Source organism: Methylobacterium thuringiense, from assembly GCF_022179645.1.
GTDB classification, from domain to species: domain Bacteria; phylum Pseudomonadota; class Alphaproteobacteria; order Rhizobiales; family Beijerinckiaceae; genus Methylobacterium; species Methylobacterium thuringiense.
The window spans coordinates 35452-60794 of sequence record NZ_BPRA01000001.1; the positions used below are offsets into that span (position 1 = coordinate 35452).

A 25343-nucleotide genomic window follows, 5' to 3' on the forward strand; every position below is an offset into this window, starting at 1 on the left:
TCATTTGCCCGACGTCTTGACGATCCGGCCTTTGGGGGCTGACGGGTTGGATTCGGCGATCAGGATGTCGAGCGACAGGCGCACGATCTCTACCGCGCTCACGCCTTTGCTATCCGCCTCGGCCTGAACTTCGGCTTGCTCTGCCGGACTCATGCCGTCGAACAGCGCCTGCGCGACCCCGGCGGATGCGTCCTTGTGATGTTCGCCCATCGTCATCGTCCCTAAGAATTCTTATTATAGACTTACAGAATAGAGCATCCTCTCGTCTCCACTCTGCTGTCGAGATCTCCTACCACAGCCGCATCAACCGGTAACCCGTCACCACGTCTTGCGGCGAGAAGCCGAAACTGGCGGTGATGGTGAGGCCGGCTCCGAAGATCGCGCGGGTGAAGGCACCGGAGAGCAGAAACAGCCCGGTGATGACGAGGCCGCTATAGCGGCCGATCTGGTCGCCGGCCTCGCGCGCGCCGTCGGGGATCCACGGCCGGATGATGCCGTAGCCGTCGAGGCCGGGGATCGGCAGCAGGTTCAGGACGATCGCGGTGGCCTGATAGAGCGCCGAGACGGCGAGCACCGCGCGGATCGTGTCGGCATCCTCGCTCGCGAGACCGTAGAGCAGCACCAGGAACACCAGGAAGGCGAGATTCATGGCCGGGCCGGCCAGCGAGACCGCCGACTGCCACATGGGCGACCGCAGCAGATCGCGGTTCACGAACACCGCGCCGCCGGGAAAGCCGATGCCGCCGAGGATCGTGAACAGTACCGGCAGGACGATCGAGGTCAGCGGATCGATGTAGAGGCGCGGATCGAGCGTCAGGTAGCCGGTGCCGGCGATCGCGTGGTCGCCGCCCTTCCAGGCGACGAAGGCGTGGCCGAACTCGTGCAGGCAGAGCGAGAGAACCCAGCCGGCCAGCACGAAGACGAAGGCGAGGCCCTTCTGGCCGCCGAGGCCGAACTGGATCGCCAACCCCGTGCCCGCGAAGGTCAGCAGGATCATCAGGAAGTTGAAGCTCGGGATGGCGGCGTCGCCCGCCTCACCCGATCGCGGCATCTGCACCATGGTCACCCGGCTTCCGGCGTCGGCGGTGGGCGAGAATGTGCCCGATCCGCCATGTCTTTGGTGGTCCGGCCTGTCTTTGGGCATCCGCCCTCTCTTTGGGAAGGGGTGCGAGGCGGTGTAAGCACGCCGTGGTTCGTGAGCTTGGCGGGGCCATGCGCATCCTCGGATACCTGCTCGTCGCCATCCTCTGCCTCTACGGGGCGGCGGCCGGCGTGCTGGCGTTCTACCAGCGCCGGTTGATCTATCCGGGCGCCTTCATGGCGTTTCCGCATGACGACGCCGTGCCGGCTGGGACCGAGGCGGTCACGCTGACGACTGCCGACGGCGAGCGGCTGCACGGGTTGTGGTCGGCGCCCAGACCCGGCTGTGGCGTCGTGCTCAGCTTTCATGGCAACGCCTCGTTTCCCGGGCCGCATGCGGCGCGCTTCGCCGGCTCGCCCTGGCGGGAGGCGGGCTGGGGCGTGCTCTCGATCGCCTATCGCGGCTATCCCGGCTCCACCGGATCGCCCAGTGAGACCGGGCTGATCGAGGACGGGTTCTCGGCTTACCGCTTCGTCTCCGAGAAGGCGCCCGGCGCGCCGGTGCTGCTCCACGGCCACTCGCTGGGGGCCGCCGTCGCGGTGGCCGTGGCCGAGAGCCGGCCGCATCTCGGCCTCTATCTCGAAGCGCCGTTCGATTCGATGAGCCACGTGGTGCGGGTGCATTTCCCCTACGTGCCCTCGGGCCTGTTTCTGCTCGACACCTACCGCTCCGATCTGCGCATCGCGCACGGCAGCGCGCCGGTGCTGATCGTCCAGGGCGACGACGACAACATCGTGCCGGATGCGCTTGCCCGCGAGCTGGCCTCGGCCGCCGGGCCGCGGGCGCGGATCGAGCTGATCCCGGGCGACCACGTGTCGATCCTCGGCAGCCGCGACGGCGAGGCCGAGGCGCTGTTTCGGGGGACGATCCCGGTGCCTTGCGGGGCTGGCCGATAGTTCATCCGGATTCGGCTTCGCCGAAGCGGAGTGCCGTGGCGATCAGCAGGTACAGCACGAGCGCGTTCAAGAGGTGCCAGAGGAAGTGCGTTCCCCCAGGATGCGCGGCGCAAACGCTCCGGTCGATCGTGCGGAAGGTCAGCGAGAGCAGGAACAGCGCCGCGACGCCGAGCAGCGACAGCCCCGCGCTCCGGCGCGCGGATATTCCAGACGCCGCCAGGATGCCGCCGACGCCGAGCAGGGCCAGCACCGCCGGCACGTAGTCGATCGAGCCGTTGGTCAGCGCCGCACTCGATTGCCCGAGCACGGAATCCGCGATGGCGCCGAAGCCGAGATTGACCGCGGCGAAGACCAGCGTGATCGCGGCCGCCAACAGGCTCGGCAGGCCGAGGAGGCGGCGCAGGGCCAGGAGCAGGTAGGCGTAGATGAACAGGCCGATCGGGATCACGTCGGCCAGCATCGACCAGCGGTTGGCCAGGGTGTGGAACAGGAACGAGCCGATCCCGACCAAAGCCACCAGGGCGGCCAGCACCAGTGCCGCCGGATCGCGATGCTCACATCTGCGCTCGCGCAGCACCGCGACGCCGGCCGCCGCGAGGAAGGCGCCGTTCGAGACGGCGTTCAGCGGCTCGGCCCAGAAACCACCGTCGAGGCGTTCGCAATAGGCCATCACCGGCGCGAACCAGGAAGCATCCATCGTCCAGAGCCCTCCGCGCTCCGCGCCTTGCCAGCGCGGCGCGAAGGCCCGATGACGGTCGCCTCACCCGAAGCGGCTGGTACCGGACCCGATGTGGATCACCACTTGGAACGTCAACTCGATCAGGCAACGGCTCGGCCACCTCCTCGCCTTCCTGGACGAGGCGCAGCCCGACGTGGTCTGCCTGCAGGAGCTGAAATGCCAGGATACCGGCTTCCCGCGCGACGAGATCGAGGCGGCAGGCTACGCCGTCGAGACCCTCGGGCAGAAGGCCTATAACGGCGTCGCGCTGCTGGTGCGCCGGCCGCTCGCGATGACCCAAGTGCTGCGCGGGCTCCCCGGCGACCCGGAGGACGAGCAGGCGCGCTATCTCGAGGCGCTGGTGGTAGGGGAGGACACGCTGCCGGTGCGCGTCGCCTCGATCTACCTGCCGAACGGCAACCCGGCTCCCGGTCCGAAATACACCTACAAGCTCGCCTTCCTGGAGCGGCTGCGGCTGCATGCGCGCCGGCTGATGGAGACCGAGGAGGCGCTGGTGCTGGCCGGCGACTACAACGTCATCCCGATGCCGGAGGACGCCGCCAACCCCGAGGCCTGGACGGAGGACGCGCTCTTTCTGCCCGAAACCCGCCGCGCCTTCCGCGCACTGCTCGCGGAGGGGTTCACGGAGGCGGTCCGCGCCTGCGACCCGCGAACGGAACTCTACACGTTCTGGGACTATCAGGCCGGCTGCTGGCAGCGGAACGCCGGAATCCGCATCGACCACCTGCTGCTCTCGCCGCAGGCCGCCGACCGGCTGGTCTCGGCCTCGGTGCAGAAGCACCTGCGCGGCCTCGAAAAGCCCTCTGACCACGTGCCTGTGACGGTGGCGCTCAGTGCCGCGGCTTGAAAGCCGGGCCGCCGACACCAGAACTCAGCGCAACGATTCCGGAGGAACGGATTTTCACGCCATGACGACGATGTTTCACACCGCCCTCATTTGTGCCGCCCTCGCGGCCTCCGCCGGCACCGCCCAGGCCCAGACCGCCGTCAAGATGGAGGGGCGCTGCGAGAAGCTGGTCATCGCCGGCCTCGACATCACGCAGAACTGCAAGGAAAGCCTGACCAATTCGGTCGTGGGCAACCGCACCAGCTTCGATTTCGCGGCCTGGGACGGGCAGACCCTGAGTTTTGCCGGCAGCGGCGCCGTGCAGGAGGCGACCGAGCTGACCGAGCAATTGCAGCCGATCAACCTTGTTACGCCCGGCCAGTCGAGCAAGGAGGGAATCGCCCGCTCCCCGGCGCCGGCCGTCGGTGCCTGCCGCTTCTCGACGCCTGCGCCCGGCAAGTCGGCGATCACCTGCGAGGCGACCTCGCAGGGCAAGACCTACGCCGGCACCTTCGTTACCGACGCGAAGCCTAAAGAGGCGCCTGCGAAGCCCTGAACTGCGCCTGCGAAGTCCAACGATGCGCCTGCGAAGTCCAAGGATGCGCCCAAGCCCTGAGGCTCCGCATCGGGGATGCGCGACTGTGCAGGCTGGTCAGGGGCCGGCCGCTACACCATCTAAGCGCTCGAACGCCGAAACACGCAATTTGACCCGAGGGTTCCATGCTCACTGACATACCCGCGACCGGTGCCCGGCCGGGCGCTCCAGGCGGGGTGGTCAAGGATACGACGACGGCGGGCTTCCGGCAGGACGCCATCACCGAGTCGATGAATCAGCCCGTCCTCGTCGATTTCTGGTCGCCGCGCTCGCCTGCCTGCAAGGCCCTCTCGGCGGTTCTCGAACGGATCGTCGCGGCAACCGGCGGCAAGGTGAAGCTCGTCCGGCTCAATGTCGACGAGCACCCGGCCGTGTTCAGCCAGATCGGCCAGCAGCTCGGCCTCGAAGGCGTTCCTGCGGTGATCGCCCTCGATCGCGGCCGCCCGGTCGACATGTTCAGCGGCGCGGTGCCGGAGGCCGACGTCAAGGCCTTCGTGATGCGCCTGATCGGTCCCTCGGAGATCGACCAGCTGCTCGAAGAGGCCGACCGGCTCGCCGGCGCGGGCGACCACGCCCAGGCCTCCGAAATCTTTACCCACGTCATCCGCGAAGAGCCCGACAACGTCCGCGCCTATGCCGGTCTCGCCAAGGGCCAGCTCGATCTGGGCCAGCCGGCCAACGCTCGGCAGGTGCTCGAGATGGTGCCGCCGGAGAAGGCCGCCGACCCGGCGCTCGCCGGCGTGCGGGCCGCCCTCGAACTCGCCGAGCAGGCCGAAAGCCTCGGCGATCTCACGGCTCTCGAGCAGAAGGTCGAGGCGAACGGCGACGACTATCAGGCGCGGTTCGATCTGGCGCTCGGCCTCAACGCCAACGGACGGCGCGACGAGGCCGTCGACCAGCTCGTCGCCATCGCCCGACGCGACCGTACCTGGAACGAGGAAGCTGCGCGCAAACAGCTGCTGCAGTTCTTCGAGGCCTGGGGTTTGATGGATCCCGCGGCGATTCGCGGGCGGCGCCAGCTTTCGACCCTGATCTTTTCGTGAGCGCTGGCGGGCGCACGTCCAACCGTCGCCTCGGGGATGCGAATCGATGAGCCTGCATTCGGGCTACAAGTCGCCGGGGGATTGCCCGGCCATCATCCCGGTGTTTCCGTTGCCGGGTGCGCTGTTGCTGCCGCGTGGACAGATGCCGCTCAACATCTTTGAGCCGCGCTATCTCGCCATGGTCGACGACGCGCTGCGCACAGATCGGATCATCGGCATGATCCAGCCCGAAGCCGACGGCGGCGGCCCGCCGATGGCGCCGCGGCTCTACCGCGTCGGCTGTGCCGGCCGCATCACGCAATATGCCGAGACCGGCGACGGCCGCTGTCTGATCTCTCTGACGGGCGTCGCCCGCTTCCGCGTCGAGAGCGAGATCGCCGCCACCGGCTACCGCCGCTGCCAGGTCTCCTATGACGGTTTTGCCTCGGATTTCGAGCCGCGGGCCGGCGAGGAGGCCGTTGACCGGCAGGCGGTGCTCAAGGCCCTGCGCGAGTTCGTGGAGGCCAACGACCTCAAGGTCGATTGGGCCGGCATCGAGGAAGCCCCGAACGAGGCTCTCGTCAACGCGCTCTGCATGATGAGTCCGTTCGGCGTGCGCGAGAAGCAGGCCATGCTGGAAGCGCCCGATCTCAAGACCCGCGCCGAGGTGCTGGTCGCGGTCACCGAGATGGAACTGGTGCGCGGCGACGGCTCGGAACCGACCCTGCAGTGATTCTTATGGCGACGCGTGGGGCATTCCGGGGCTCGCCAGAGGCGAGAACCCGGAATCCATGACCGGAAGCGGCGGCTCGGGTAGATTCCGGGCCCCGCTTCGCCACTCTAAAATGACAGATGGCGGGACCGTCTTCGTCTTTTCCCGCGCGCCTGCCCGTCGCCCGCGCTATAGCCGCTCCGTTTCCATCGGAACCTGCCACCATGACTGACGACACCACCCAGCCGGTCGAGGCGACCCGCGTCGATCCCAAGCTCCTCGAACTCCTGGTCTGCCCGCTGACCAAGGAATCGCTGGACTACGACGCCACGCGCCAGGAGCTCATCAGCCGTTCCGCCAAGCTCGCCTACCCGATCCGCGACGGCATCCCGATCATGCTGCCGGAAGAGGCGCGGTCGCTGGCGGATTGAGATTTTCGCAGCTTGCGCGCGCATCCCCCTCGCCCCGCTTGCGGAGAGGGGGCGTGCTCTGCGCCGCTGGGAATTTTTACGTCAAGCCGCCGCATTCCGGTCCGGCTCGGCCGGCGCCGCCCGCCCGATACACCGCCGCCCGAAGATCGACCGGGCGAAGTCGTCGAGCGGCAGTATGATCGGCAGGCCGTATTCCTTGAAGGTCGGCTCGAAGATCGGCGGACCGACGAAGCTCAGGCCGAGGCCGAGCAGGAAGCGGACGATGGCCGGCAGCGGCAGTGTGTCGAACGAGCCCTCCGCCGCGAGGCGGCGCTGCTCCTCGGTATAGAACGGCCGGCACGGGACGTGGTCCGGTTCGGGAAGCGTCGAGCGCAGGCAGGGTCGCGAGGCGGTGCGGCCCTTTTCACCCAGGATCGCCAGGACGATGTTGGTGTCGGCACGCAGGTCGGTCTCGGTGAGGCTGAAACCGATCCAGTGGGTGATGCCGTCGCGGCGGGAGGCCTCGTAGGCCGCCCTGTAGAGCCTGCCGATGGCCGGCGAGCCCCGGTGTTCGCGCAGGATCGCCGCCCGGCCGAGTTCCGCCACATGCGCGCGGGGCGGCATGTCGTCGATTCGGCATTGCAGTTCGAGCGGCAGGCCGAGGGGCAGTTTCTGGACGCGGGCCACGGCCGGGTTCGGCCGCAGCAGCCGGATCGTGCCGATCGCCTCTTCGCCCCTGTAGCAGACGAAGTTGTCGGTCGTGTCGAGGACGTCGAAGCCGTTGATTTCCCGAAGAGCCGGTAGCAGGCCCGGCGCGAGTTGCATCGCGTCGGAAAACACCTGCCAACGGACACGTGCGGCGTCGTCGAGTTCGGCCACCGTGCAGGCCTTGGCGACGCGGTAGCCGGTGGTGGAATCGCTCGTCGACATTGCCCGGTTGCAATCTGCGGCCTTGCCGAGCCCGGCCCGTGATCGGGGCGCGCCGACCGTCATTCCGGGTCCGCATAGCGGAACCCGGAATCTACGGTGGGATGCGTCGTCTCAGGCCTCGGCGTCTTCGGCGGATTCCGGGTTCTCGCCTTCGGCGAGCCCTGGAATGACGATCGTGTGGTGTCGCTCGTCGTGTGTCCCGAGACTCAGTGCGCCGTCGCCCGTGTCCGCGCGACCTCGTCGAGCATTCCGAGATAGGCGCCCCGCGTGGCCGCCGCGGTCATGACGATGGCGTCGCGCTCGGTGGGATCTTCGAGGTTGGCGAGGATGCGTTCGAGATCGTCGACATGGCCGATATCGGCCTCGGCGTGGAGGTCGAGGAAGGTGACGGCGTCGGCGATCTTCGGGATGTTGCTCGACGCCACCAGCGCCTTCGCCACCTTGCCGGCGCGCTCGACGGCCAGCCCTTCGAGGATGTAGGCGCTGCCGAGGAAGGCCGCCGGATGGCGCCCGTTCGTCGCCGCCGTGATCCAGCTGTTGTAGGCGGTGATCCATTCGCCGGGCGGATGTGCCGCCAGCGTCGCCTCGGGATCGAGGCCCAGCGTGCGCAGGTCGTCGTCGACGAGGATGTCGTGGCCGGCCTCCTCGTCGGCCTTCTGGAAGAACAGGTCGGCGAGTTCGGGATGTTCGCCGAGCTCCTTGAGCCGGCGGCCGGCGGCTTCGAGGCAGGGCGCCGTCAGCGCGACGTAGTGACGGGTCTGCACGAGGAAGGCGACGTAGAGGTCCTTCTCGGCCGAACCGTCCTTGAAAGCTTTGATCGCCGGCTCCTGGTCCAGGCCCGCGACGAGCCGGTCGAGTTCGTTGCGCAGATCCGCGACGACGCCGCGCGGTGACAGATCGACGGCAGCTTCACCCATTCCACTCTCCTGGTTCTCGCGTCGGATACCGCTACCGGGGCAGGGCCGTCCCCGCCGTTGCCGGTGCCTCCGAACGACCTGGAGGCTAGGCCACCCTAGGCGGTCGCGTCCAAAAAAATCTACCTGTGATCTGCATTATCTATCTTTGGTTGTGCAATAAGTCACTCTAGGTTATATGTTCGTTCATAGATTGAATCTCTGCTGTGGATCGACGGCCACGAAAAAGGGCGCCGGATTGCTCCGGCGCCCTGTATCGATACGGTCGTTGCGACGGTCTGCGCTCAGCGGCCCTGCTGGATCGCGGAGAGCAGCCAGGAACCGCCGCGCTCGCGGGCGAAGGTCCAGAACTCCTTGGCTTCGGACGGGCCATTCTCGACGACGCGCTGCGAGTTGCGCTCGATGGTGACGTCCGTCAGCGCGAAGCGCATGGCGACGGTGGCGTATTCGACGTTGCCCTCGCGCCAGGCTTCCGACAGGTCGCCCTGAAGGAGCTTCACGTCGGAGATGCGGTTGACGACGCCGCGCTGGGCGTTGCCCCGAAGCTCCTCCTCGAAGTAGCCGACCATCTCCGGAGTCGCGACCCGGCGCAGGGTGCCGAGATCCTCGCGGCCATAGGCGGTCTGCACCTCCCCGAGCGTGCGCTCGAAGGCCTCGAAATCGGCCGGCTCGACGTTCACCGGCTGCGCCCGCGGGGCGGCACTGCCACCGCCGTAGGGTGCCGCGCCGCCCATGCCGGCTCCACCGATGCCTGCACCCGCACCGTCGAGGTTCGAGCGGGCGTAGGGCGCGTTCCCGGCCATGGCCGGCTGGCCGGCTTGCTGTCCACCCTGGCGGCGACGGAAGAACCGGACCGCCAGCATCACGAGGCCGACGAGCAGGCCGACCTGCAGGAGCAGGCCGAGGAACGACGCGATCCCGCCGAGGCCCCCGAAGAAGCCGCCGCCGACGAGCGCACCGAGAAGGCCCGCGCCGAGAAGTCCGGCGAAGAAGCCTCCGCCGAAGCGGCGCCCCGGAGCGGCCTGCATGCCCGGATTGCCCATGCCGGGGCTCGGCGACGTCTGCGAGCGCTGGATCGGCGCGGTGGCGCCGGGAGAGGTGCTGGTGCCCGCCGGCGGGCTGAAGGTGCGCGATCCCCGCGAGCCGAAGCCGCCGCCACCGCCGCCGGGACGGGCCTCGACGACCGGAGCGGCGGTGACCGCCAGCGCTGCGGCAAGGGCGAGCATGGTCGCCATGCGCCTGCGACCGGTGGTTGGGGTTGCCATGGACATCCTCTGAAAAATCCGAGCCGGGCGGAAATCGCCCGTTCTTATATGGGGACGTGCCGATTTAAGTTTTAGTCCCGTTTCAAGGTGCGGCCGGGAAGATCAGCCGCACCGTCGTTCCCTCGCCGGGCCGGCTTTCCAGTGAAACCGTGCCGTTCTGCCGCTTCATCAGGCCGTGCACGATGGCGAGCCCGACGCCGCGGCCGGCCTCGCGGCTGGTGGCGAACGGCGCAAGCGCCCGGGTCAGCATCTCCGGCGACATGCCGTGCCCGCGATCCGAGACGGCGATGCCGACGGCGCCGTCCGAGGGCCGCTGCAACGTACGGTCGCCCGGCGCGACGGCGAAGGTCGCGACGGTGATGGCGCCGGAACCGGCGGTCGCCTCGGCGGAATTCGCCAGGATGTGCCGGAGCGCGAGTTCGACCTGAGTCGGATTACACAGGGCCGGCACCATGTCATGCGTCGTGGCGAACACCAGGTCTATCCGTGGCGGCAGTGCCGCGCGCAGCGATTCGGCGATCGAATCGATGAAAGCGTCGAGGTCGACCGCCCGTACGTCCGGTGCGATCCGGCGCGAATGGGTGAGGAGATGGCGGGTCAGGATCGCCGCGCGCTCGGCGGCCTCCGTCGAGCGGGTCACGGCCCGCTGGATGAAGGGCTCCTGCCGGTCGGCGAGCCGGCGCTTCAGCCCGTCGACATAGCCGATCAGGATCTGCAGAAAATTGTTGAATTCGTGCGCCACGCTGTTCGTCAGCAGCCCCAGCGCCTCGCGCTGCTGCGACAGGACCAGCGCGCCCTCGGCGTCGACACGTCGTGTGATATCAACGACTTGTCCGATCAGTACGGGGGGGGTACCGAGGGGCGCCACCTGGATCGCGGCCCAGAACGAGGAGCCGTTCTTGCGCAGGCAGAGCAGGTCGGCGCCAGCGGTCCGGCCGGCCGCGACCGCTTCCCGTAGGACCGCCCAGGCGGCATGGTCGCCCTGCCTGGTCTGCAACACCTCGATGCCGCCGCCGACGAGTTCTTCCGCCGCATGGCCGCTGAGCGTCGCGAGCGCCGGATTGACCGCCGTAATCACGCCGTCGGCGACGACGAAGGCTGGAACCGGCGACGCCGTCAGAAGCGCGAGCGCATGAGCTGCCAGGCCGGCATCCCCCACCTCAAAAGTGCCGTCCACGTCAGGCGATGGCATGGCGTCAGGCAATGGCATGGCCGCGCTTCCTGATTGTATCTCGTCACGCCTGCACGGCTCGGACGAGTTCGCGTCGTCGCGATCGATACCCGCATTCGCTGCAATGCCCAAGGCGCGGCACAAGGCAGTGGCCGGCAGCTTTACTGGCGCACCCACATGACCCGCACCATCCAGGCGATCTCCGCCACCGGCACGGCACGGTCCTCGTGTTCGGGATTGAGGGAGGCCAGCTCCACCGTTCGGGCGGTGCGGCGGCGCAGCTCTTTCGCCAGCACCTCGCCCGAGGAAAGGCGTACCACGACGCGGTCGCCCTTCCGCACGCTCGCGGTCGGCGAGACGATCAGCACGTCCCCGTCGCGGTAAAGCGGTGCCATCGAATCGCCTTGCACCTCCAGCGCGAAAGCGCGGTCACCGCCGAGATCGGGAAACTCGATCTCCTCCCAGCCCGGCCCACCCGCGGGCATGCCCTCATCGTTGAAGAGACGCCCGGCGCCGGCCTGCGTCATGCCGATCAGCGGCACCATGCTGCGCAGCGGGCCGTCGCGAGAAACGATCAGGCGGAGGAAATCATCGAGGCTGGCACCGGTCGCGGCGAGCACCTTCGAGACGGATTCGGTCGAGGGCCAACGCTTGCGACCGTCCGGTCCTATCCGCTTCGAGCGGTTGAAGCTGGTGGCATCGAGTCCGGCTCGTCGCGCGAGCCCGGATGCCGAGTAGCCGTAGCGCTCGGCCAGACGGTCGATCGCCATCCAGATCTGGTCGTGCGAGAGCATAGGGACTCGTCAGGTCGGGCCGGCTAAGAACGCCGGCCTAGAACTAGGAAAGTAGAACTAAGGCGAGCCGAATGCAATGCGGGGAGCCTACGAAACGGCCGCGATCCTCGCACGTGACGTCGTGCGGAAAAAGATGGTCTTTCGGTTGATTGATCTTCATCGGTTGCGAGTGCCGGCCACCGGGCTTAATCGCTTGCGCCGCCCGCGAGAGAGGTCCCGAATGCTCATCTACAAGATCTGCCCGCGTGTTCTGTGGCTCCAGGCTGAAGCCGCCGGTTGCTTCAGCGGGGCGCCGATCGACCAGGCGGACGGCTTCATCCATTTCTCCACCGCCGCCCAGGCGGTCGAGACGGCCGCGCGCCACTTCGCGGGGATCGACGATCTCCTGCTCGTCGCTGTGGACGTCGAGGCGCTGGGACAGGCCCTTCGCTTCGAGCCCTCACGCGGCGGCGACCTGTTTCCACACCTCTACGGCGAACTTCCATTGAGCGCCGTGCGCGCAGTCCACGACCTGCGTCTCGGGTCCGACGGCTCCCATGCCTTTCCGGTGATGGTCACGGACGGGCTGGGCGCATGATCGGCGCGCTGTTTCCCCTCGCCAAGCCGATCCTGCACGGGCTCGACGCCGAGACCGCACACGATTTGACGCTCCGTGCCCTGTCGCTGTTGCCGCCGCGCACTCCGCCCGCTTCCGACCCGCTTCTGGCTGTGCAGCTGTTCGGCAAGACCTTCCCGAATCCGGTCGGCCTCGCGGCGGGCTTCGACAAGGGCGCGCGGGTACCCGACGCCTTGCTCGGCCTCGGCTTCGGCTTCGTGGAAGTCGGCGGCGTGGTGCCGAAGGCCCAGCCGGGCAACCCAAAGCCCCGGGTGTTTCGCCTCGCTGGCGACCGCGCCGTCATCAACCGGTTCGGCCTCAACAGCGAGGGCGTCGATGTCGTCGCCGACCGGCTGCGTGCGCGACGGGGGCGGGGAGGGATCGTCGGCGTCAATATCGGCGCCAACAAGGATGCGGCCGACCGGCTCGCCGACTACGTGTCGTGCACGCGGGCTCTGGCACCGCTCGTCGATTTTATCACGGTCAACATCTCCTCTCCCAACACGCCGGGCCTCCGCGACCTTCAGGGCGAGGCCTTCCTCGACGAGCTCCTGGCCCGTGTCATCGCCGCCCGCGACGAGGTCTCGGCCGGTACGGCGGTTCTGGTGAAGATTGCCCCCGACATCACCCTCGATGCCCTCGACGCGATGGCGGCGACGGCTCTCCGGCGTGGCGTCGAGGCGCTTGTCGTTTCCAACACTACCATCGCCCGGCCGGTGACGCTTACCGAGCGAGGCGCTGCGGCCGAGACTGGCGGCCTCTCCGGTCGGCCGCTCTTCGCGCCCTCGACGCGGCTTCTGGCCCAGACCTTTTTGCGGGTCGGCAATCAGATTCCGTTGATCGGCGTCGGCGGCATCGATTCGGCAGAAGCTGCCTGGATCAAGATCCAAGCTGGGGCGCGCCTCATCCAGCTCTATTCTGCGCTGGTGTACGAGGGGCCTGGGCTTGTCGAGTCGATCAAGGCCGGACTGGCGGCAAGACTGAGTGCGGAGAGGCTGCCGGCACTCGACAAGGTCGTCGGGCGCGACGCAGCATCGCTTGCCGAGGGCGCAGGTTAGGCCTGCTCAGCCCGATCGGAACAGTTCGACCTCGGCATCGCGAGTCTACGCCCAACGCGCTGCGACCGCGGTGGCCGATCGCCGTCGAATTATTCCAAAAACAGGCACCTCCAGCAGAATAATGTCCGATCCATGCGTTTTCGGCATGGGCGTCCCATGGTTGGACGGCAATCATTTTGCAAATGCGAACTGTTAAATCCGGTCGTGTTCCCAGGCTCTTCCGCGCGACCGTCGCGCGACGGCCCGGCGGGCGAGACGTTTCTCCGACATCCGCGATCGGACCTCCATGGACCGCACCGAAACGAGCCCCAAGCGTTCGTCCGCAGCCGGCGGATGGGGCGCACTGAAGAGCTGCGGCAAGCACCTGCTGAAGAGCCGCGCGCCGCTCTCCGGGGCCCGCGCGCTGCTCGGGGCGAACCAACCGGACGGCTTCGACTGTCCCGGCTGCGCCTGGGGTGACCCGGCCCACGGCTCGTCGTTCGAGTTCTGCGAGAACGGCGTGAAGGCGGTCTCCTGGGAGGCGACCGACAAGCGCACGCCTCCGAAGTTTTTTGCGAAACACACCGTCACCCAACTTCGGGAATGGACGGATTACGCCCTCGAAGGCGAGGGCCGGCTGACGCATCCGATGCGTTACGACGCGGCGAGCGACCGCTACGTCGCCGTCACCTGGGACGAGGCGTTCGCCGAGATCGGCGCGACTTTGCGCGGCCTCGACCATCCCGACCGGGCCGAGTTCTACACCTCCGGCCGCGCCTCCAACGAGGCCGCCTATCTCTATCAGCTCTTTGCGCGCCACTACGGCACCAACAATTTTCCCGACTGTTCCAACATGTGCCACGAGGCCAGCGGCATCGGGCTCGTCGACGCCATCGGCGTCGGCAAGGGCACGGTGCTGCTCGAGGATTTCGAGAAGGCGGATGCGATCTTCGTCGTCGGCCAGAACCCCGGCACCAACCATCCGCGCATGCTGGCCGATCTGCGCCGCGCCGCCGAGCGCGGCGCGCGGGTTGTGGCCTTCAACCCGGTGCGCGAGCGTGGGCTCGAGCGCTTCGCCGATCCGCAGAACAGCGTCGAGATGCTGCGCGGCGCGAGCCGGCCGATCGCGAGCCACTACTTCCAGCCGCGCCTCGGCGGCGACATGGCGGCGTTTCGCGGGATCGCGAAGGTCGTGTTCGAGCGGGATGATGTCGAGCTGGCCTCTGGCCGGCCCTCTCTCCTCGACCGCGCCTTTCTGCGCCGCCAGACCTCGGACTACGAGGCCTACCGCGCCGCCGTCGACGCGACCACTTGGGAGGCTATCCTCGACCAGTCCGGCCTGACCCGCGAGCAGATCGAGACCGCCGCCGACGTCTATCTCGGTGCAGAGAAGGTCATCACCACCTGGGCCATGGGCGTGACCCAGCACCGTCACTCCGTCGCGACGGTCCGCGAGATCGCCAACGTGATGTTCCTGCGCGGCCAGATCGGAAAGCCGGGCACCGGCCTCTGCCCCGTGCGCGGCCATTCGAACGTGCAGGGCGACCGCACGGTCGGCATCAACGAGAAGCCGCCGGCCGCCTTCCTCGACGCGCTCGACCGCGAGTTCGGATTCAAGTCGCCCCGCCGCCACGGTCACAACGTGCTCGCCGCCATCGGCGCGATGCTCGACGGGTCCTCGAAAGCCTTCATCGGGCTCGGCGGAAACTTCGCCCGCGCAACGCCGGACACGGCGCTGGTGGCCAAGGCGCTCGCCTCCTGCGAACTCACCGTCCACATCGCGACGAAGCTCAACCACTCGCACCTGCTGCCGGGCCGCGTGTCCTATCTGCTGCCCTGCCTCGGCCGCACCGAGATCGACCGGAACACGAAGGGCAAGGTCCAGATCGTGACCGTCGAGGATTCGATGAGCATGGTCCACGGCTCGGGCGGTATCAACAAGCCGGCCTCACCCGAACTACGCTCCGAGATCGGCATCATCGCCGGCATGGCCGCGGCCACCGTCGGCTCCGCCCATGTCGATTGGGCTGCGCTCGCCGACGACTACGACGGCATCCGCGACCTCATCGAGAAGACGATTCCCGGCTTCACCGGCTTCAACCTGCGGGTCCGCCGCCCGCGCGGCTTCATGCTGCGCAACCTCGCCGCCGAGCGCGTCTTCGAGACCGCCAGCGGCAAGGCAGGTTTCTCGTCGGGGCCACTTCCAGTGGCCACCGAGCACCAGAGGGCAGCCGGCACCGCGGACACCTTCGTGCTCCAGACTTTTCGGAGTCACGACCAGTACAACACGACGATCTACGGCCTCGACGACCGTTATCGCGGCGTCTACGGCGAGCGCCGGGTGGTGTTCGCGCATCCCGACGACTGCGCGGCGCTGCGGGCCCGGGCAGGCGATCGCGTCGACATTATCCGCGCTGGCGACGGTGCTGAAGAGAGCGTCGCCGAGGATTTCCGCCTGGTGCCGTTCGACATGCCCCGCGGGAGTCTGGCCGGCTACTATCCCGAGCTGAATGTGCTGGTGCCGCTGTCGAGCTTCGGCGAACTCTCGGACACCCCCACTTCGAAGTCGGTTCTGGTCAAGATCCGCGCTCGCACAACTGCCGCCAAGGCCGCATGAGCGAGCCCCCCGCCGACGCGGAAACGTTTCTGGCCGCAACGGACACGATCGCGGCCCTGCGCTCCGACCTGTCGCCGCTGGAGGCCGGCCTGCTCGCCGGCCTGTCGCTAAAGCTCGCGGCGGACACGCGCAGCTTCGCGCGTGTCTTCGCCCTCGAGCATGCCCTGGTGCTGCGAGCGCTCGAAATCCTCGTCGATCTCGGCCTGCTCGCGACGACGGCGCGCAACGCGCGCACGCAGCGCTGCCACTACGAGGCGACCGAGGAGGGGCAGATGCTGCTCCGCGCCCTCCGCAGCGAAGCCGCGCGCGAGCACAGCCGCAACTCCTGAAGCCTCGTTCTCGACGTTATCGGGAGCGCTGGAGCTCAGTTCCGGCCGGGTCGTCAAGACGTGTCCGGTCGAGGCCGCCCGCAGTCGCTTACTGTTCAGGCTTCCTCAGTACCGACCGACCCGTTTGCCGCCGTATGGCCGATAGCCGGTCCAGTTCGGATTGCGAACCTGCGTCTCGCCCCGCTGCATCCGGCGTTCGGCTTCGGTCTGCTCACGGTACCGCATCGGATCCTGATGCGAATGGAAGTGATGGTCCCAGTGGCTCGTGCTGGGAGACCAGTCCACCACCGTGACGGTGTCGCCACGGATGAGATCCGGCTGCGGCAAGGCAGGCGCGGCGTGCGCTGCCGTTGCGATGACGGCTCCGAACACGACGCTGGCTGCGAAAGGAAGGATGATCCGCATTTTTGCATGGCTCCTGACATCCGACGAACACTGTGTCGCAGACTGTCACAAAAGCTTCATGGATGGCATGCAGTTTCGGCGTTAAACGCCAATTTTAGTGAAATATATCATCTGTTTACGTAGGATTTCCGGTGTGCGCGAAACGTGACGCACGAAACCAGTATTCAATCCCGAGCGCGAAACGGCGGGTGCCATAACGCGCTTTTGGCCGGTTTTGCCGGCGTTGCCTCGGTAGGGGCAGCCATCGTCCGAACCCGTCACGCCGACGCGGCGAAATGGTCCGAACAGGTTGGGCTTTCGATGGCGCGACGGGGCGGCCCGGTTCGGGCCGGCCCTCAGAAGTCCTGCGGCTCGGCTTCCGCCAGGATTTCGCGCTTGCCGGCATGGTTCGCCTGGCCGACGAGGCCTTCGGTCTCCATGCGCTCCATCAGCGAGGCGGCGCGGTTGTAGCCGATCTGCAGGCGGCGCTGGATGTAGGAGGTCGACGCCTTCTTGTCGCGCAGCACCACCGCCACGGCCTGATCGTAAAGGTCGCCGCCCTCGGCCCCGAACTGGCCGGCGTCGAACACGGGGGCATCCTCCGCCGCACCCGGTGCGCCGGCAGGAATCTCGGTTTCATCCGCCGTGACGGCTTCGAGGTAGGACGGGCGACCCTGGCGCTTGAGATGCGCGACCACGCTCTCGACTTCCGAATCCGAGCAGAACGGGCCGTGCACGCGGGTGGTGCGGCCGCCGCCGGCCATGAACAGCATGTCGCCCTGACCGAGCAGCTGCTCGGCGCCCATCTCGCCGAGAATCGTGCGCGAATCGATCTTGCTGGTCACCTGGAAGGACATCCGGGTGGGGAAGTTCGCCTTGATCGTGCCGGTGATGACGTCGACGGACGGGCGCTGCGTCGCCATGATCAGGTGGATGCCGGCGGCACGCGCCATCTGGGCGAGACGCTGGATCGCACCTTCGATGTCCTTTCCGGCGACCATCATCAGGTCGGCCATCTCGTCGACCACGATCACGATGTACGGCAACGGGTTGAGGTCCATGACCTCGTCCTCGTAGACGGCCTCGCCGGTCTGCCGGTCGAAGCCCGTCTGCACGGTTCGGGTCATGGTCTCGCCGCGGTCGCGCGCCTCGGTGAGGCGGGCGTTGAAGCCGTCGATGTTGCGCACACCGACCTTGGACATCTTCTTGTAGCGCTCCTCCATCTCGCGCACGGCCCATTTGAGGGCGATCACCGCCTTCTTGGGATCGGTGACGACGGGCGAGAGCAGGTGCGGGATGCCGTCGTAGACGGAGAGTTCCAGCATCTTGGGGTCCACCATGATCAAGCGGCACTCCTCCGGCTTCAGCCGGTAGAGCAGCGACAGGATCATCGTGTTGATGGCGACCGACTTGCCCGAGCCGGTGGTGCCGGCGACGAGCAGGTGCGGCATGCGGGCGAGGTCGGCGATGATCGGCTCGCCGCCGATGTTCTTGCCGAGGCACAGCGCGAGGCGGTGCTTGGTCTCGACGAAGTCGCTCGAGGCCAGCAGCTCCCGAAGGAAGACGGTCTCGCGCTTCACGTTCGGCAGTTCGATGCCGATGGCGTTGCGGCCGGGAACGACCGCAACGCGGGCCGAGATTGCCGACATCGAGCGGGCGATGTCGTCGGCCAGCGAGATCACGCGGCTCGACTTGGTGCCGGGGGCCGGTTCGAGCTCGTAGAGCGTCACCACCGGACCGGGGCGAACGGCCAGGATGTCGCCGCGCACGCCGAAATCCGAGAGCGTGGCTTCGAGCAGGGTGGCGTTCTGCTCCAGGGCGTCGCTGGAAACCTCCGAGCCGGGGGCCGGAGGACGCGGCTGCGTCAGGAGTTCGAGGGCGGGATGATGATACTCGCTCGCCTCGCCGCGCGGCATCGGCCGCTGGCTCGCGGGTGTGGCGGGCGGCAGCGGGGCGGACACGCGGGCACGCTGGGCCGGCATGGCCTCGACGTCGTCGGCGTCCGGTATCGGCGCGGCCGCTGGTGTCCGGCGGGCGACGGCGTCCGGCTGGACGGGCGCAAGCTGATGATCGGCGTGGTCGTCTCCGGCATCTTCGCTGCCATCTTCGAAGACCGGCTCGCGCCGCGTATCCGATCCGCGGGCAAGACGCTCCTGGGCCTGAGGCGCCCAGGGCGCATCGTCGGCGAAGGCGCGCTGGGCCGCCAACGCTCCGGGCGATGAACCGGCATAGGCGAAGTCGTCGGGCTGCTGGCGGGCCGCCCAGCCGGCGAGACGGGCGCGCAGGGCCCGGCGTCCATTCATGACGCCCTGCGCCAGGGCGCCGAGCGACAGGATGCCGAGGCTGGGCTCGTCGGCATCGTGGCGCTGCCCGCGCTCGTTGCCGTGAACCGGCTCGTCGTATTCGGCCTCGTCGTCCCCGGCTCCAGCGCGGCAGGCTCCGGTCAGGCTGAGGATGGCGACGGCCGCGTAGAGAAATCCGACGAGGGCGGCGGCCGGGCCGGCCACCGCGCCGACGACGAGCCGCGCCACCGACAGGAGTGCATCGCCGGCGACGCCACCGAGCCCCGTGGGAAGCGGCCAGCTCGCCGTCGGCGGCAGGGCGCTCGCCACGGCGCTGGCGGCGAGGAATCCGATGACCCAGAGCGCGAGCCGGAGCCCGCCGCGCGGCAGGTCGTGCTCCCGCATCAGCCGCACGCCCCACAGCACCGGCGGCAGGGCGAAGGCCAGTGCGCCAAGGCCGAGCAGCTGCATGGCGAGATCGGAGACGACGGCGCCCGGCCGACCGAGCACGTTGTGGGCGGCCCGTTCGGTGGCGTGGTTCAGGCTCGGGTCGTCGATCGACCACGTCGCCAGCGCCACGATCGTGGCCACGGCGCCGGCGAACAGAATGAAGCCGCCGCACTCCGTCAGACGCTTCGCCATGAACGGGCGGAAGCTGTCGACGAAGGTGTCGTACGGCGATGCGGAACGGCGGAGCGAGCGCATGCGAGACCGACGGAGAGAGAAACGTTTCGCTAAGGCTAGCCCGGCCCAGTTAACGGCCGTTTAAGCCTCGCGCCGGCCCGCCCGCTGCGATTTCAAGGCGTTAAACGCCGAGGCATCGGTGTTGACGATGATCATACGAAACGGGCCGGTGCCGCGGACGTCCTGTGACGAAGCCGATCAAGAGCGTTGCGGTCGGGCGCTCTATACGCGCCTTAGCCTGTCGCCCGCTTTCCATACCGGTCCCGGTCGCGTTACAGCGCGTGATCCCCTCGACCGTGCGATATCCGCCCGACTCGGAACCTGATGATGAGCCTGCTCGACCGCATCCTTTCGCCGCGCGGATCCTCGCGCGACGGTGCGCGGACCCTTCGCCTCGGCATTGCCGGGCTCGGTACCGTCGGCGCCTCCGTCGTGCGGATGATCGAGCGGCGCGCCGAGGCGCTGTCGGCCGCGACGGGCGCCACCATCCGCGTCACCGCCGTGTCGGCCCGCGATGCCAAGCGCGACCGCGGCATCGATCTGTCCGGGTTTACCTGGTTCGATGATCCGGTGGCGCTCGCGCGTTCCGCCGAGGTTGATTGCGTGGTCGAACTCGTCGGCGGTTCCGAGGGCGCGGCCAAGGAGATCGTCGAGGCGGCGCTCGCCGCCGGCAAGCACGTCGTCACCGCCAACAAGGCCCTGCTCGCCCATCACGGCAACGCGCTCGCCAAGATGGCCGAGACGCGCGGCGTGACGCTGGCCTACGAGGCGTCGGTGGCTGGCGGCATCCCGGTGATCAAGGCGATCCGCGAGGGGCTCGCCGGCAACGCCGTGAGCCGCGTCTACGGGATCATGAACGGCACCTGCAATTACATCCTCAGCCGGATGGAGGCCGAGGGCCTGACCTTCGAAGCCTGTCTCAAGGATGCGCAGGCGCTCGGATACGCCGAGGCCGATCCGACCTTCGACGTGGAAGGCTTCGACACCGCTCACAAGCTGGCGATCCTGACGAGCCTCGTCTTCGGCGTTGAAATCGACGTGGAGGGCGTCTCGGTAGAGGGCATCTCCGCGATCCAGCCTCTCGACCTGACCATGGCGGACGAGCTCGGCTATCGCATCAAGCTGCTCGGCGTCGCCCAGGCGACGGAGGCAGGGATCGAGCAGCGCGTCCACCCGACCATGGTGCCGAAGGCCTCCGCCATCGCGCAGGTCATGGGCGTGACCAATGCCGTCACGATCGACGCAGACGCCATAAAGGAACTGACGCTGATCGGCCCGGGCGCCGGCGGCGACGCCACGGCCTCGGCCGTCGTCGCCGACATCGCGGACGTCGCGGCCGGGCTGGTGCGCCCGACCTTCGGCAAGCCCGTGACGCAACTCGCCGCGTCCCGACGTGTGGAGATGCAGCGCCACGAAGGCGGCTACTACGTGCGGCTGACGGTGCATGACCGCACCGGCGTCGCCGCGGGCGTCGCCACCCGGATGGCAGAGCGCGAGATCTCGATCGAGAGCATCGTGCAACGCCGCTCGGCCAAGGCCGCATCCAGCGATCCGCACGGCCTGTCGCGCCAGCCGGTGCCGCTGGTGTTGATCACCTACGCGGCGACCGAGGGCAACATCCGTGCGGCCCTTGACGCCATCGCCGCGGACGGGCTGCTGGCGGAGGCGCCGCAGCTGATCCGGATCGAGCGCGAATAAGGGCCGGACCGCGGACGCGGCGGCCCGATAGAAATGACGGGGACGAAACCACGATGCCCTTGGCCGATACCGGGATCTTCAGCGACCGCTCCGCGCGGGGCCTGACGCTGGAACTCGTGCGCGTGACCGAGCGCGCCGCCATCGCTGCGGCGCAGTTGCGCGGCCAGGGCAAGGAGCGCGAAGCCGACCAGGCCGCCGTCGACGCCATGCGCGAGGAATTGATGGCACTGCCCATCGTTGGCACCGTGGTGATCGGCGAGGGCGAACGCGACGAGGCGCCGATGCTCTACATCGGCGAGGAACTCGGCACCGGCCAGGGTCCCGAAGTCGACATCGCCGTCGATCCGCTCGAGGGCACTACGCTCTGCGCGAAGGACATGCCCGGCGCGATCGCCGTGATGGCGCTCGCCGAAAAGGGCACGCTGCTCGCCGCGCCCGACGTCTACATGCAGAAGATTGCCATCGGGCCGGGCTATCCCCCGGGTACGATCGATCTCGACCGCAGCCCGGCCGAGAACATCGCGGCGCTGGCCAAGGCCAAGGGCGTCGAGCCCTCGGCGCTCACCGCGATCATTCTCGACCGTCCGCGCCACATCGACCTGATCGCGGCCGTGCGCGCCACGGGCGCGGGCATCCGCCTGATCTCGGACGGCGACATCGCCGCGATCATCCACGTGACGAAGCCGGAAGAGACCGGCGTCGACATCTATCTCGGCTCGGGCGCCGCACCGGAGGGTGTGATCGCGGCAAGCGCGCTCTGCTGCATCGGCGGCCAGATGCAAGGGCGGCTGATCCTCGACAGCGCCGACAAGCGGGCGCGTGCTGCGAAGATGGGCATCACCGATCCGAACCGGAAATACGACATGCACGATATGGCGCGCGGCGACGTCATCGTCGCGGCGACAGGCGTGACCGACGGGGCGTTGCTCGCCGGCGTGCGCTTCAAGCCTGGAATGATCGAGACCGAGACGGTGGTGTACCGCTCGAACACCGGCACGGTGCGCCGCATTGCCTGCGAGCACCGTCGGCCGGAGCTGATAAACGGCTGACGGCATCAACGAAAAGGGCAGCGGATGATCCGCTGCCCTTTTCGTTCGTCTGCCTGATCGGAGACTTTAAAAAATCCCGCCCGACATCCGGCTGACGCCCTGCTTGGCGATCGGATTGCTCGGGTCGAGTTGGGCGGCCTGGGTGTAGCTTTCCTTGGCCTCTTTCTTCCGGTTCGTCTTCTCGTAGGCGAGACCGCGATAGGCCCAGGAATTGGCGTCCTTCGAGTTGACGTTGAGGGCCGCGTTGTAGTCCTCGATGGCCTTGTCGTACTGGTTCGTGGCGATGAGGCTCTGGCCGCGGGCGGCATAGGGCGCTGCGACGAAGGGATTGCGGTCGATGGCGGCGGCGAAGTCGCCGATGGCCTCGGCGTCGTGGCCCTGCTTCTGCCGGACGAGGCCGCGGGCGTGATAGGCCTCCGCTGATTCCGGAGCGAGGCGGATCGCGACGTTCAGGTCGTTGACGGCACCGCCGAGGTCGCCCTGGGCGCGCTCGAGGTTGGCCCGGCCGATATAGGCGGCGGCGAAGTTCGGATCGTTGGCGATCGCCTTCGAGAAGTCCTGCAGCGCTGCGTCGTTGCGGCCGGTCTGGCGGTAGGCCAGCGCGCGGTTGTTGTAGGCCGAGCCGGAATTCGGATCGAGCTGGATCGCCTTCGAGAAATCGTTGATGGCGTCGCTGTACTGGCCCGAGCGGGCGAAGGCCGCGCCGCGGGTGACGTAGGCGCCGGCATCGGACGGATTGCGCGAGATCACGTCGCTGAGCGAGGAGATGTTGACGTTCGTGGCGCCCGTCGTGTCGGCCGCTTCGAGTACCGCATACTGGCGCGGCGAGCCGGCGCTGTAGGTCTCGCAGCCGGCAAGCGACACCGCTGAAAGCGCTACCGCACCGACCAATCCGACGTAGTGCGTCCTCAGCTTCATGGACGTCATCGACCCGCTCCCCTTCGGCCCGTTCGCGCTCGGTGCGCGAGGCCGACCCTGTCTACGATCCCGTCGCGCGCTCGACGTCTGGTCCGAGTGTCCGGTACGTTCGCCGAATGCGGTGAACGCACGCTTAAGACGGCGCGACTTTGCCGCTGAAGCCTTTCGATGTGGCGAAGGTGTGGCCCAGCCGGGCGCAGGGGCCAATCGGGGCGTCCGAAGACGGTCGGAAGGGCCTGACGAGGCCGGGCTGTTGCGCCGGAGCTACGGATGGCGGCGACGGATCAGCCGGGTGACGTGGCCCATCTTGCGGCCGGGTCGGGCGTCGCCCTTGCCGTAGAGATGCAGGTGGGCGCCGGGCTTGGCTAGGATCTTTGGCCAGTCGTCGACCGCATCGCCGATGAGGTTCCGCATCTCGACGTCGAGGCCGCCGACGCGCGAGGCGTCACCGAGCGGCCAGCCGCAAACGGCCCGGACGCTCTGGGCGAATTGCGAGGTCGTCGCGCCCTCGATGGTCCAATGGCCGGAATTGTGGACGCGCGGCGCGATCTCGTTGACGACGAGACGCCCGGTGCCGACAGGCCCGGCGATCTCGAATAGTTCGACGGCAAGCACCCCGACATAGTCGAGCGCCTCTGCGATCCGTTTCGCGATGCCGGTCGCCGCTTCGGAGGTCTCGGGAGCGAGCCCCGGGGCGGGCACGCGGGTGAGGGCGAGGATGTGGTCCTCGTGCTCGTTGGCGCAGGGATCGTAGGCGGCGAAGGTGCCATCCAGGCCACGTGCGGCGACGACGGAGATCTCGCGCTCGAACGGGACGAAGCCTTCCAGGATGCACGGCGCACCGCCGAATTCCGCCAGCAGCGCCGCCGGATCGTCGCCGTGGCGGATCATGCGCTGGCCCTTGCCGTCGTATCCGAAGCGTCGGGTCTTCAGGACGGCGGGACGGCCGAGCGCGCCAAGGGCGTCCGCGAGATCTTGTGCCGTATCCACGGCTTGGAACGGTGCGGTCGGAATGCCGAGGCCGTTGACGAAACGCTTCTCTGCGAGGCGGTCCTGCGTCGTCAGCAGCGCGCGCGGGTTGGGGTGCAACGGGGCGTGCCGCGCCAGGATCTCGGCGGTCGCGTGCGGGATGTTCTCGAACTCGTAGGTGACCACGTCGACGCTGTCGGCAAAGGTGGCGAGCGCCTCGGCGTCCTCGTAGGGCGCCACCGTCTTCGCGGCGGCGACATCGAAAGCCGGGCTGTCGGCATCGGGCGCGTAGACGTGGACCTTCAAGCCGTAATTCGCCGCGGCGAGTGCGATCATGCGGCCGAGCTGGCCGCCGCCGAGAATGCCGATGGTGCCGCCGGGCCGAACCGGCCCCTCCTTTTTAGTCGTCGTCATGAATTCAGGTCTTTTTAGTTGGCGGTCGTGTCGGGCCGCTCGGTGACGGCATCGGTCTGGCGCGCGCGCCAAGCATCGAGTCGTTCGGCGAGGGCCTCATCGGTGAGTGCCAAGACGGCAGCCGCGAGAAGCGCCGCATTGACCGCGCCGGCCCGCCCGATCGCGAGGGTGCCGACGGGAATGCCGGCCGGCATCTGCACGATGGAGAGCAGGCTGTCCTGGCCCGAGAGCGCCTTCGATTCCACGGGCACGCCGAAGACCGGCAGCGATGTCATCGCGGCGGTCATGCCGGGCAGGTGCGCGGCGCCGCCGGCACCGGCAATCACGACCTTGAAGCCGGCCTCGCGCGCGCCCTTGGCGAACGACACGAGCCGGTCGGGCGTGCGGTGTGCCGAGACGATGCGCGCGTCATAGGCGACCGCGAGCGCATCGAGGGTCTCGGCGGCGTGCCGCATGGTCGCCCAGTCCGACTGGCTTCCCATGATGATCGCGACCGGGGTCGATCCCGTCATCCTCGTCACTTCCGGTATCTCGAAACGGACCGGCGAAGGGCGCCAAGGTCCTTGCGCCGAATACAGGGGCTGCCGTCGCCCGGCAAGGCTGCGGCGCCGGTGTAGGCCTCCGGCAAAGAATCTTGAGAAACGTTCAGAAACACGCCTTGGACGCGGGAGCCCGGAGCGGGAGGCCGCGTTGTCTGCGAAATGGGCCTCGTCCGGTCCAGTCCCTCGAGCCTCGACGGAACCGACATGTCTCCCTCGGCTGCCTCCCCTCAGATCAGTGCCAACGCCCATATCGACATCTACGATCACGCAAGCCGCGCCCGCTGGGCCGAACTCCTCGGCGTGACGGACGAGCGACTGCGCAAGGCGGTTCGCATAGTCGGCACCCGCGTCTCCAGCGTGAGCGCCTACCTATCGAAATGAGCCGGCCCGCTCGGCTAAGCGAAACAAAG

The 25343-nt window shown here is 68.2% G+C and carries 26 protein-coding genes; 13 read left to right on the forward strand and 13 right to left on the reverse strand.

The features are described 5' to 3' along the window. Complete coding sequence (locus tag MFF07_RS00170; protein WP_147817351.1) at nucleotides 1-210, reverse strand: hypothetical protein; 210 nt, start codon at nucleotides 208-210, stop codon at nucleotides 1-3. A gap of 79 nt (nucleotides 211-289) precedes the next feature. After that, on the reverse strand, nucleotides 290-1144 hold the full coding sequence (locus tag MFF07_RS00175; RefSeq protein ID WP_238230298.1) for a site-2 protease family protein: 855 nt from the start codon (nucleotides 1142-1144) through the stop codon (nucleotides 290-292). A 68-nt stretch (nucleotides 1145-1212) separates the two neighbouring features. Here MFF07_RS00175 and MFF07_RS00180 point away from each other — a divergent pair, with 68 nt between their 5' ends. Further along, the gene (locus tag MFF07_RS00180) at nucleotides 1213-2037 is read left to right on the forward strand and encodes an alpha/beta hydrolase (protein WP_147817350.1); all 825 of its coding nucleotides are present in this window, start codon (nucleotides 1213-1215) and stop codon (nucleotides 2035-2037) included. Between the two features lies 1 nt (nucleotide 2038). On the opposite strand, the gene MFF07_RS00185 is transcribed toward MFF07_RS00180, so the two are convergent. Continuing rightward, on the reverse strand, nucleotides 2039-2734 hold the full coding sequence (locus tag MFF07_RS00185; protein ID WP_147817349.1) for a ceramidase domain-containing protein: 696 nt from the start codon (nucleotides 2732-2734) through the stop codon (nucleotides 2039-2041). A 91-nt stretch (nucleotides 2735-2825) separates the two neighbouring features. Here MFF07_RS00185 and xth point away from each other — a divergent pair, with 91 nt between their 5' ends. The 5 genes from xth to MFF07_RS00210 all read left to right on the forward strand — a co-directional run bounded on the left by xth (nucleotide 2826) and on the right by MFF07_RS00210 (nucleotide 6362). Next, nucleotides 2826-3623, forward strand: a complete 798-nt coding sequence (gene xth / locus MFF07_RS00190) for an exodeoxyribonuclease III (RefSeq protein WP_238230300.1) — start codon at nucleotides 2826-2828, stop codon at nucleotides 3621-3623. A gap of 61 nt (nucleotides 3624-3684) precedes the next feature. Beyond that, nucleotides 3685-4158 (forward strand): hypothetical protein, encoded by a 474-nt coding sequence (locus tag MFF07_RS00195; RefSeq protein WP_147817347.1) that lies wholly within the window; start codon nucleotides 3685-3687, stop codon nucleotides 4156-4158. Between the two features lie 164 nt (nucleotides 4159-4322). After that, nucleotides 4323-5240: a thioredoxin family protein gene (locus MFF07_RS00200; protein ID WP_147817346.1), complete on the forward strand. Its 918-nt coding sequence runs from the start codon at nucleotides 4323-4325 to the stop codon at nucleotides 5238-5240. A 46-nt stretch (nucleotides 5241-5286) separates the two neighbouring features. Then, the gene (locus tag MFF07_RS00205) at nucleotides 5287-5952 is read left to right on the forward strand and encodes an LON peptidase substrate-binding domain-containing protein (protein ID WP_147817345.1); all 666 of its coding nucleotides are present in this window, start codon (nucleotides 5287-5289) and stop codon (nucleotides 5950-5952) included. 203 nt (nucleotides 5953-6155) lie between these two features. Next, complete coding sequence (locus MFF07_RS00210) at nucleotides 6156-6362, forward strand: Trm112 family protein (RefSeq protein ID WP_147817344.1); 207 nt, start codon at nucleotides 6156-6158, stop codon at nucleotides 6360-6362. Nucleotides 6363-6443: 81 nt separating this feature from the next. Here MFF07_RS00210 and MFF07_RS00215 read toward each other — a convergent pair whose 3' ends face one another. The 5 genes from MFF07_RS00215 to MFF07_RS00235 form a co-directional block, all read right to left on the reverse strand. Continuing rightward, nucleotides 6444-7271 carry a GNAT family N-acyltransferase gene (locus MFF07_RS00215; RefSeq protein WP_238230302.1) on the reverse strand — a complete coding sequence of 276 codons (828 nt, stop codon included), beginning with the start codon at nucleotides 7269-7271 and terminating at the stop codon, nucleotides 6444-6446. A 206-nt stretch (nucleotides 7272-7477) separates the two neighbouring features. Further along, the gene (locus tag MFF07_RS00220) at nucleotides 7478-8188 is read right to left on the reverse strand and encodes an iron-containing redox enzyme family protein (RefSeq protein ID WP_147817342.1); all 711 of its coding nucleotides are present in this window, start codon (nucleotides 8186-8188) and stop codon (nucleotides 7478-7480) included. A 281-nt stretch (nucleotides 8189-8469) separates the two neighbouring features. Continuing rightward, on the reverse strand, nucleotides 8470-9450 hold the full coding sequence (locus MFF07_RS00225) for a TIM44-like domain-containing protein (protein ID WP_147817341.1): 981 nt from the start codon (nucleotides 9448-9450) through the stop codon (nucleotides 8470-8472). A gap of 82 nt (nucleotides 9451-9532) precedes the next feature. Further along, nucleotides 9533-10660, reverse strand: a complete 1128-nt coding sequence (locus MFF07_RS00230) for an ATP-binding protein (protein WP_238230304.1) — start codon at nucleotides 10658-10660, stop codon at nucleotides 9533-9535. Nucleotides 10661-10782: 122 nt separating this feature from the next. Next, nucleotides 10783-11415: a S24 family peptidase gene (locus MFF07_RS00235; RefSeq protein ID WP_147817339.1), complete on the reverse strand. Its 633-nt coding sequence runs from the start codon at nucleotides 11413-11415 to the stop codon at nucleotides 10783-10785. Nucleotides 11416-11635: 220 nt separating this feature from the next. Here MFF07_RS00235 and MFF07_RS00240 point away from each other — a divergent pair, with 220 nt between their 5' ends. From MFF07_RS00240 to MFF07_RS00255, 4 genes are all read left to right on the forward strand, one after another. Continuing rightward, nucleotides 11636-11992, forward strand: a complete 357-nt coding sequence (locus MFF07_RS00240) for a DUF952 domain-containing protein (protein ID WP_147817361.1) — start codon at nucleotides 11636-11638, stop codon at nucleotides 11990-11992. Next, complete coding sequence (locus MFF07_RS00245; protein ID WP_147817338.1) at nucleotides 11989-13068, forward strand: quinone-dependent dihydroorotate dehydrogenase; 1080 nt, start codon at nucleotides 11989-11991, stop codon at nucleotides 13066-13068. The genes MFF07_RS00240 and MFF07_RS00245 overlap by 4 nt, the downstream gene beginning before the upstream one ends. A gap of 286 nt (nucleotides 13069-13354) precedes the next feature. Further along, a complete protein-coding gene (locus tag MFF07_RS00250; RefSeq protein ID WP_238230306.1) occupies nucleotides 13355-15664 on the forward strand; it encodes an FdhF/YdeP family oxidoreductase in 2310 nt (769 codons plus the stop codon). Beyond that, nucleotides 15661-15993 (forward strand): hypothetical protein, encoded by a 333-nt coding sequence (locus MFF07_RS00255; protein ID WP_147817336.1) that lies wholly within the window; start codon nucleotides 15661-15663, stop codon nucleotides 15991-15993. The genes MFF07_RS00250 and MFF07_RS00255 overlap by 4 nt, the downstream gene beginning before the upstream one ends. Nucleotides 15994-16098: 105 nt before the next feature. On the opposite strand, the gene MFF07_RS00260 is transcribed toward MFF07_RS00255, so the two are convergent. Together MFF07_RS00260 and MFF07_RS00265 are read right to left on the reverse strand one after the other, a co-directional pair. After that, a complete protein-coding gene (locus MFF07_RS00260) occupies nucleotides 16099-16398 on the reverse strand; it encodes a hypothetical protein (RefSeq protein ID WP_147817335.1) in 300 nt (99 codons plus the stop codon). A gap of 335 nt (nucleotides 16399-16733) precedes the next feature. After that, entirely contained in the window at nucleotides 16734-19364 is a 2631-nt protein-coding gene (locus MFF07_RS00265) for an FtsK/SpoIIIE family DNA translocase (protein ID WP_147817334.1), read from the reverse strand. 306 nt (nucleotides 19365-19670) lie between these two features. Here MFF07_RS00265 and MFF07_RS00270 point away from each other — a divergent pair, with 306 nt between their 5' ends. Together MFF07_RS00270 and glpX are read left to right on the forward strand one after the other, a co-directional pair. After that, a complete protein-coding gene (locus MFF07_RS00270; protein WP_147817360.1) occupies nucleotides 19671-21041 on the forward strand; it encodes a homoserine dehydrogenase in 1371 nt (456 codons plus the stop codon). 53 nt (nucleotides 21042-21094) lie between these two features. Then, complete coding sequence (glpX, locus tag MFF07_RS00275) at nucleotides 21095-22090, forward strand: class II fructose-bisphosphatase (protein ID WP_147817333.1); 996 nt, start codon at nucleotides 21095-21097, stop codon at nucleotides 22088-22090. Between the two features lie 66 nt (nucleotides 22091-22156). Here the strand turns inward: glpX and MFF07_RS00280 are convergent, their stop codons facing one another. From MFF07_RS00280 to purE, 3 genes are all read right to left on the reverse strand, one after another. Continuing rightward, nucleotides 22157-23017, reverse strand: coding sequence for a tetratricopeptide repeat protein (locus MFF07_RS00280; RefSeq protein WP_147817332.1), 861 nt, complete (start codon nucleotides 23015-23017; stop codon nucleotides 22157-22159). 255 nt (nucleotides 23018-23272) lie between these two features. After that, a complete protein-coding gene (locus MFF07_RS00285; protein ID WP_147817331.1) occupies nucleotides 23273-24391 on the reverse strand; it encodes a 5-(carboxyamino)imidazole ribonucleotide synthase in 1119 nt (372 codons plus the stop codon). Nucleotides 24392-24405: 14 nt separating this feature from the next. Further along, nucleotides 24406-24903 (reverse strand): 5-(carboxyamino)imidazole ribonucleotide mutase, encoded by a 498-nt coding sequence (gene purE, locus MFF07_RS00290; protein ID WP_238230309.1) that lies wholly within the window; start codon nucleotides 24901-24903, stop codon nucleotides 24406-24408. A gap of 234 nt (nucleotides 24904-25137) precedes the next feature. Here purE and MFF07_RS00295 point away from each other — a divergent pair, with 234 nt between their 5' ends. Next, complete coding sequence (locus MFF07_RS00295; protein WP_147817329.1) at nucleotides 25138-25314, forward strand: DUF3606 domain-containing protein; 177 nt, start codon at nucleotides 25138-25140, stop codon at nucleotides 25312-25314. The last annotated feature ends 29 nt before the right edge of the window (nucleotides 25315-25343 follow it).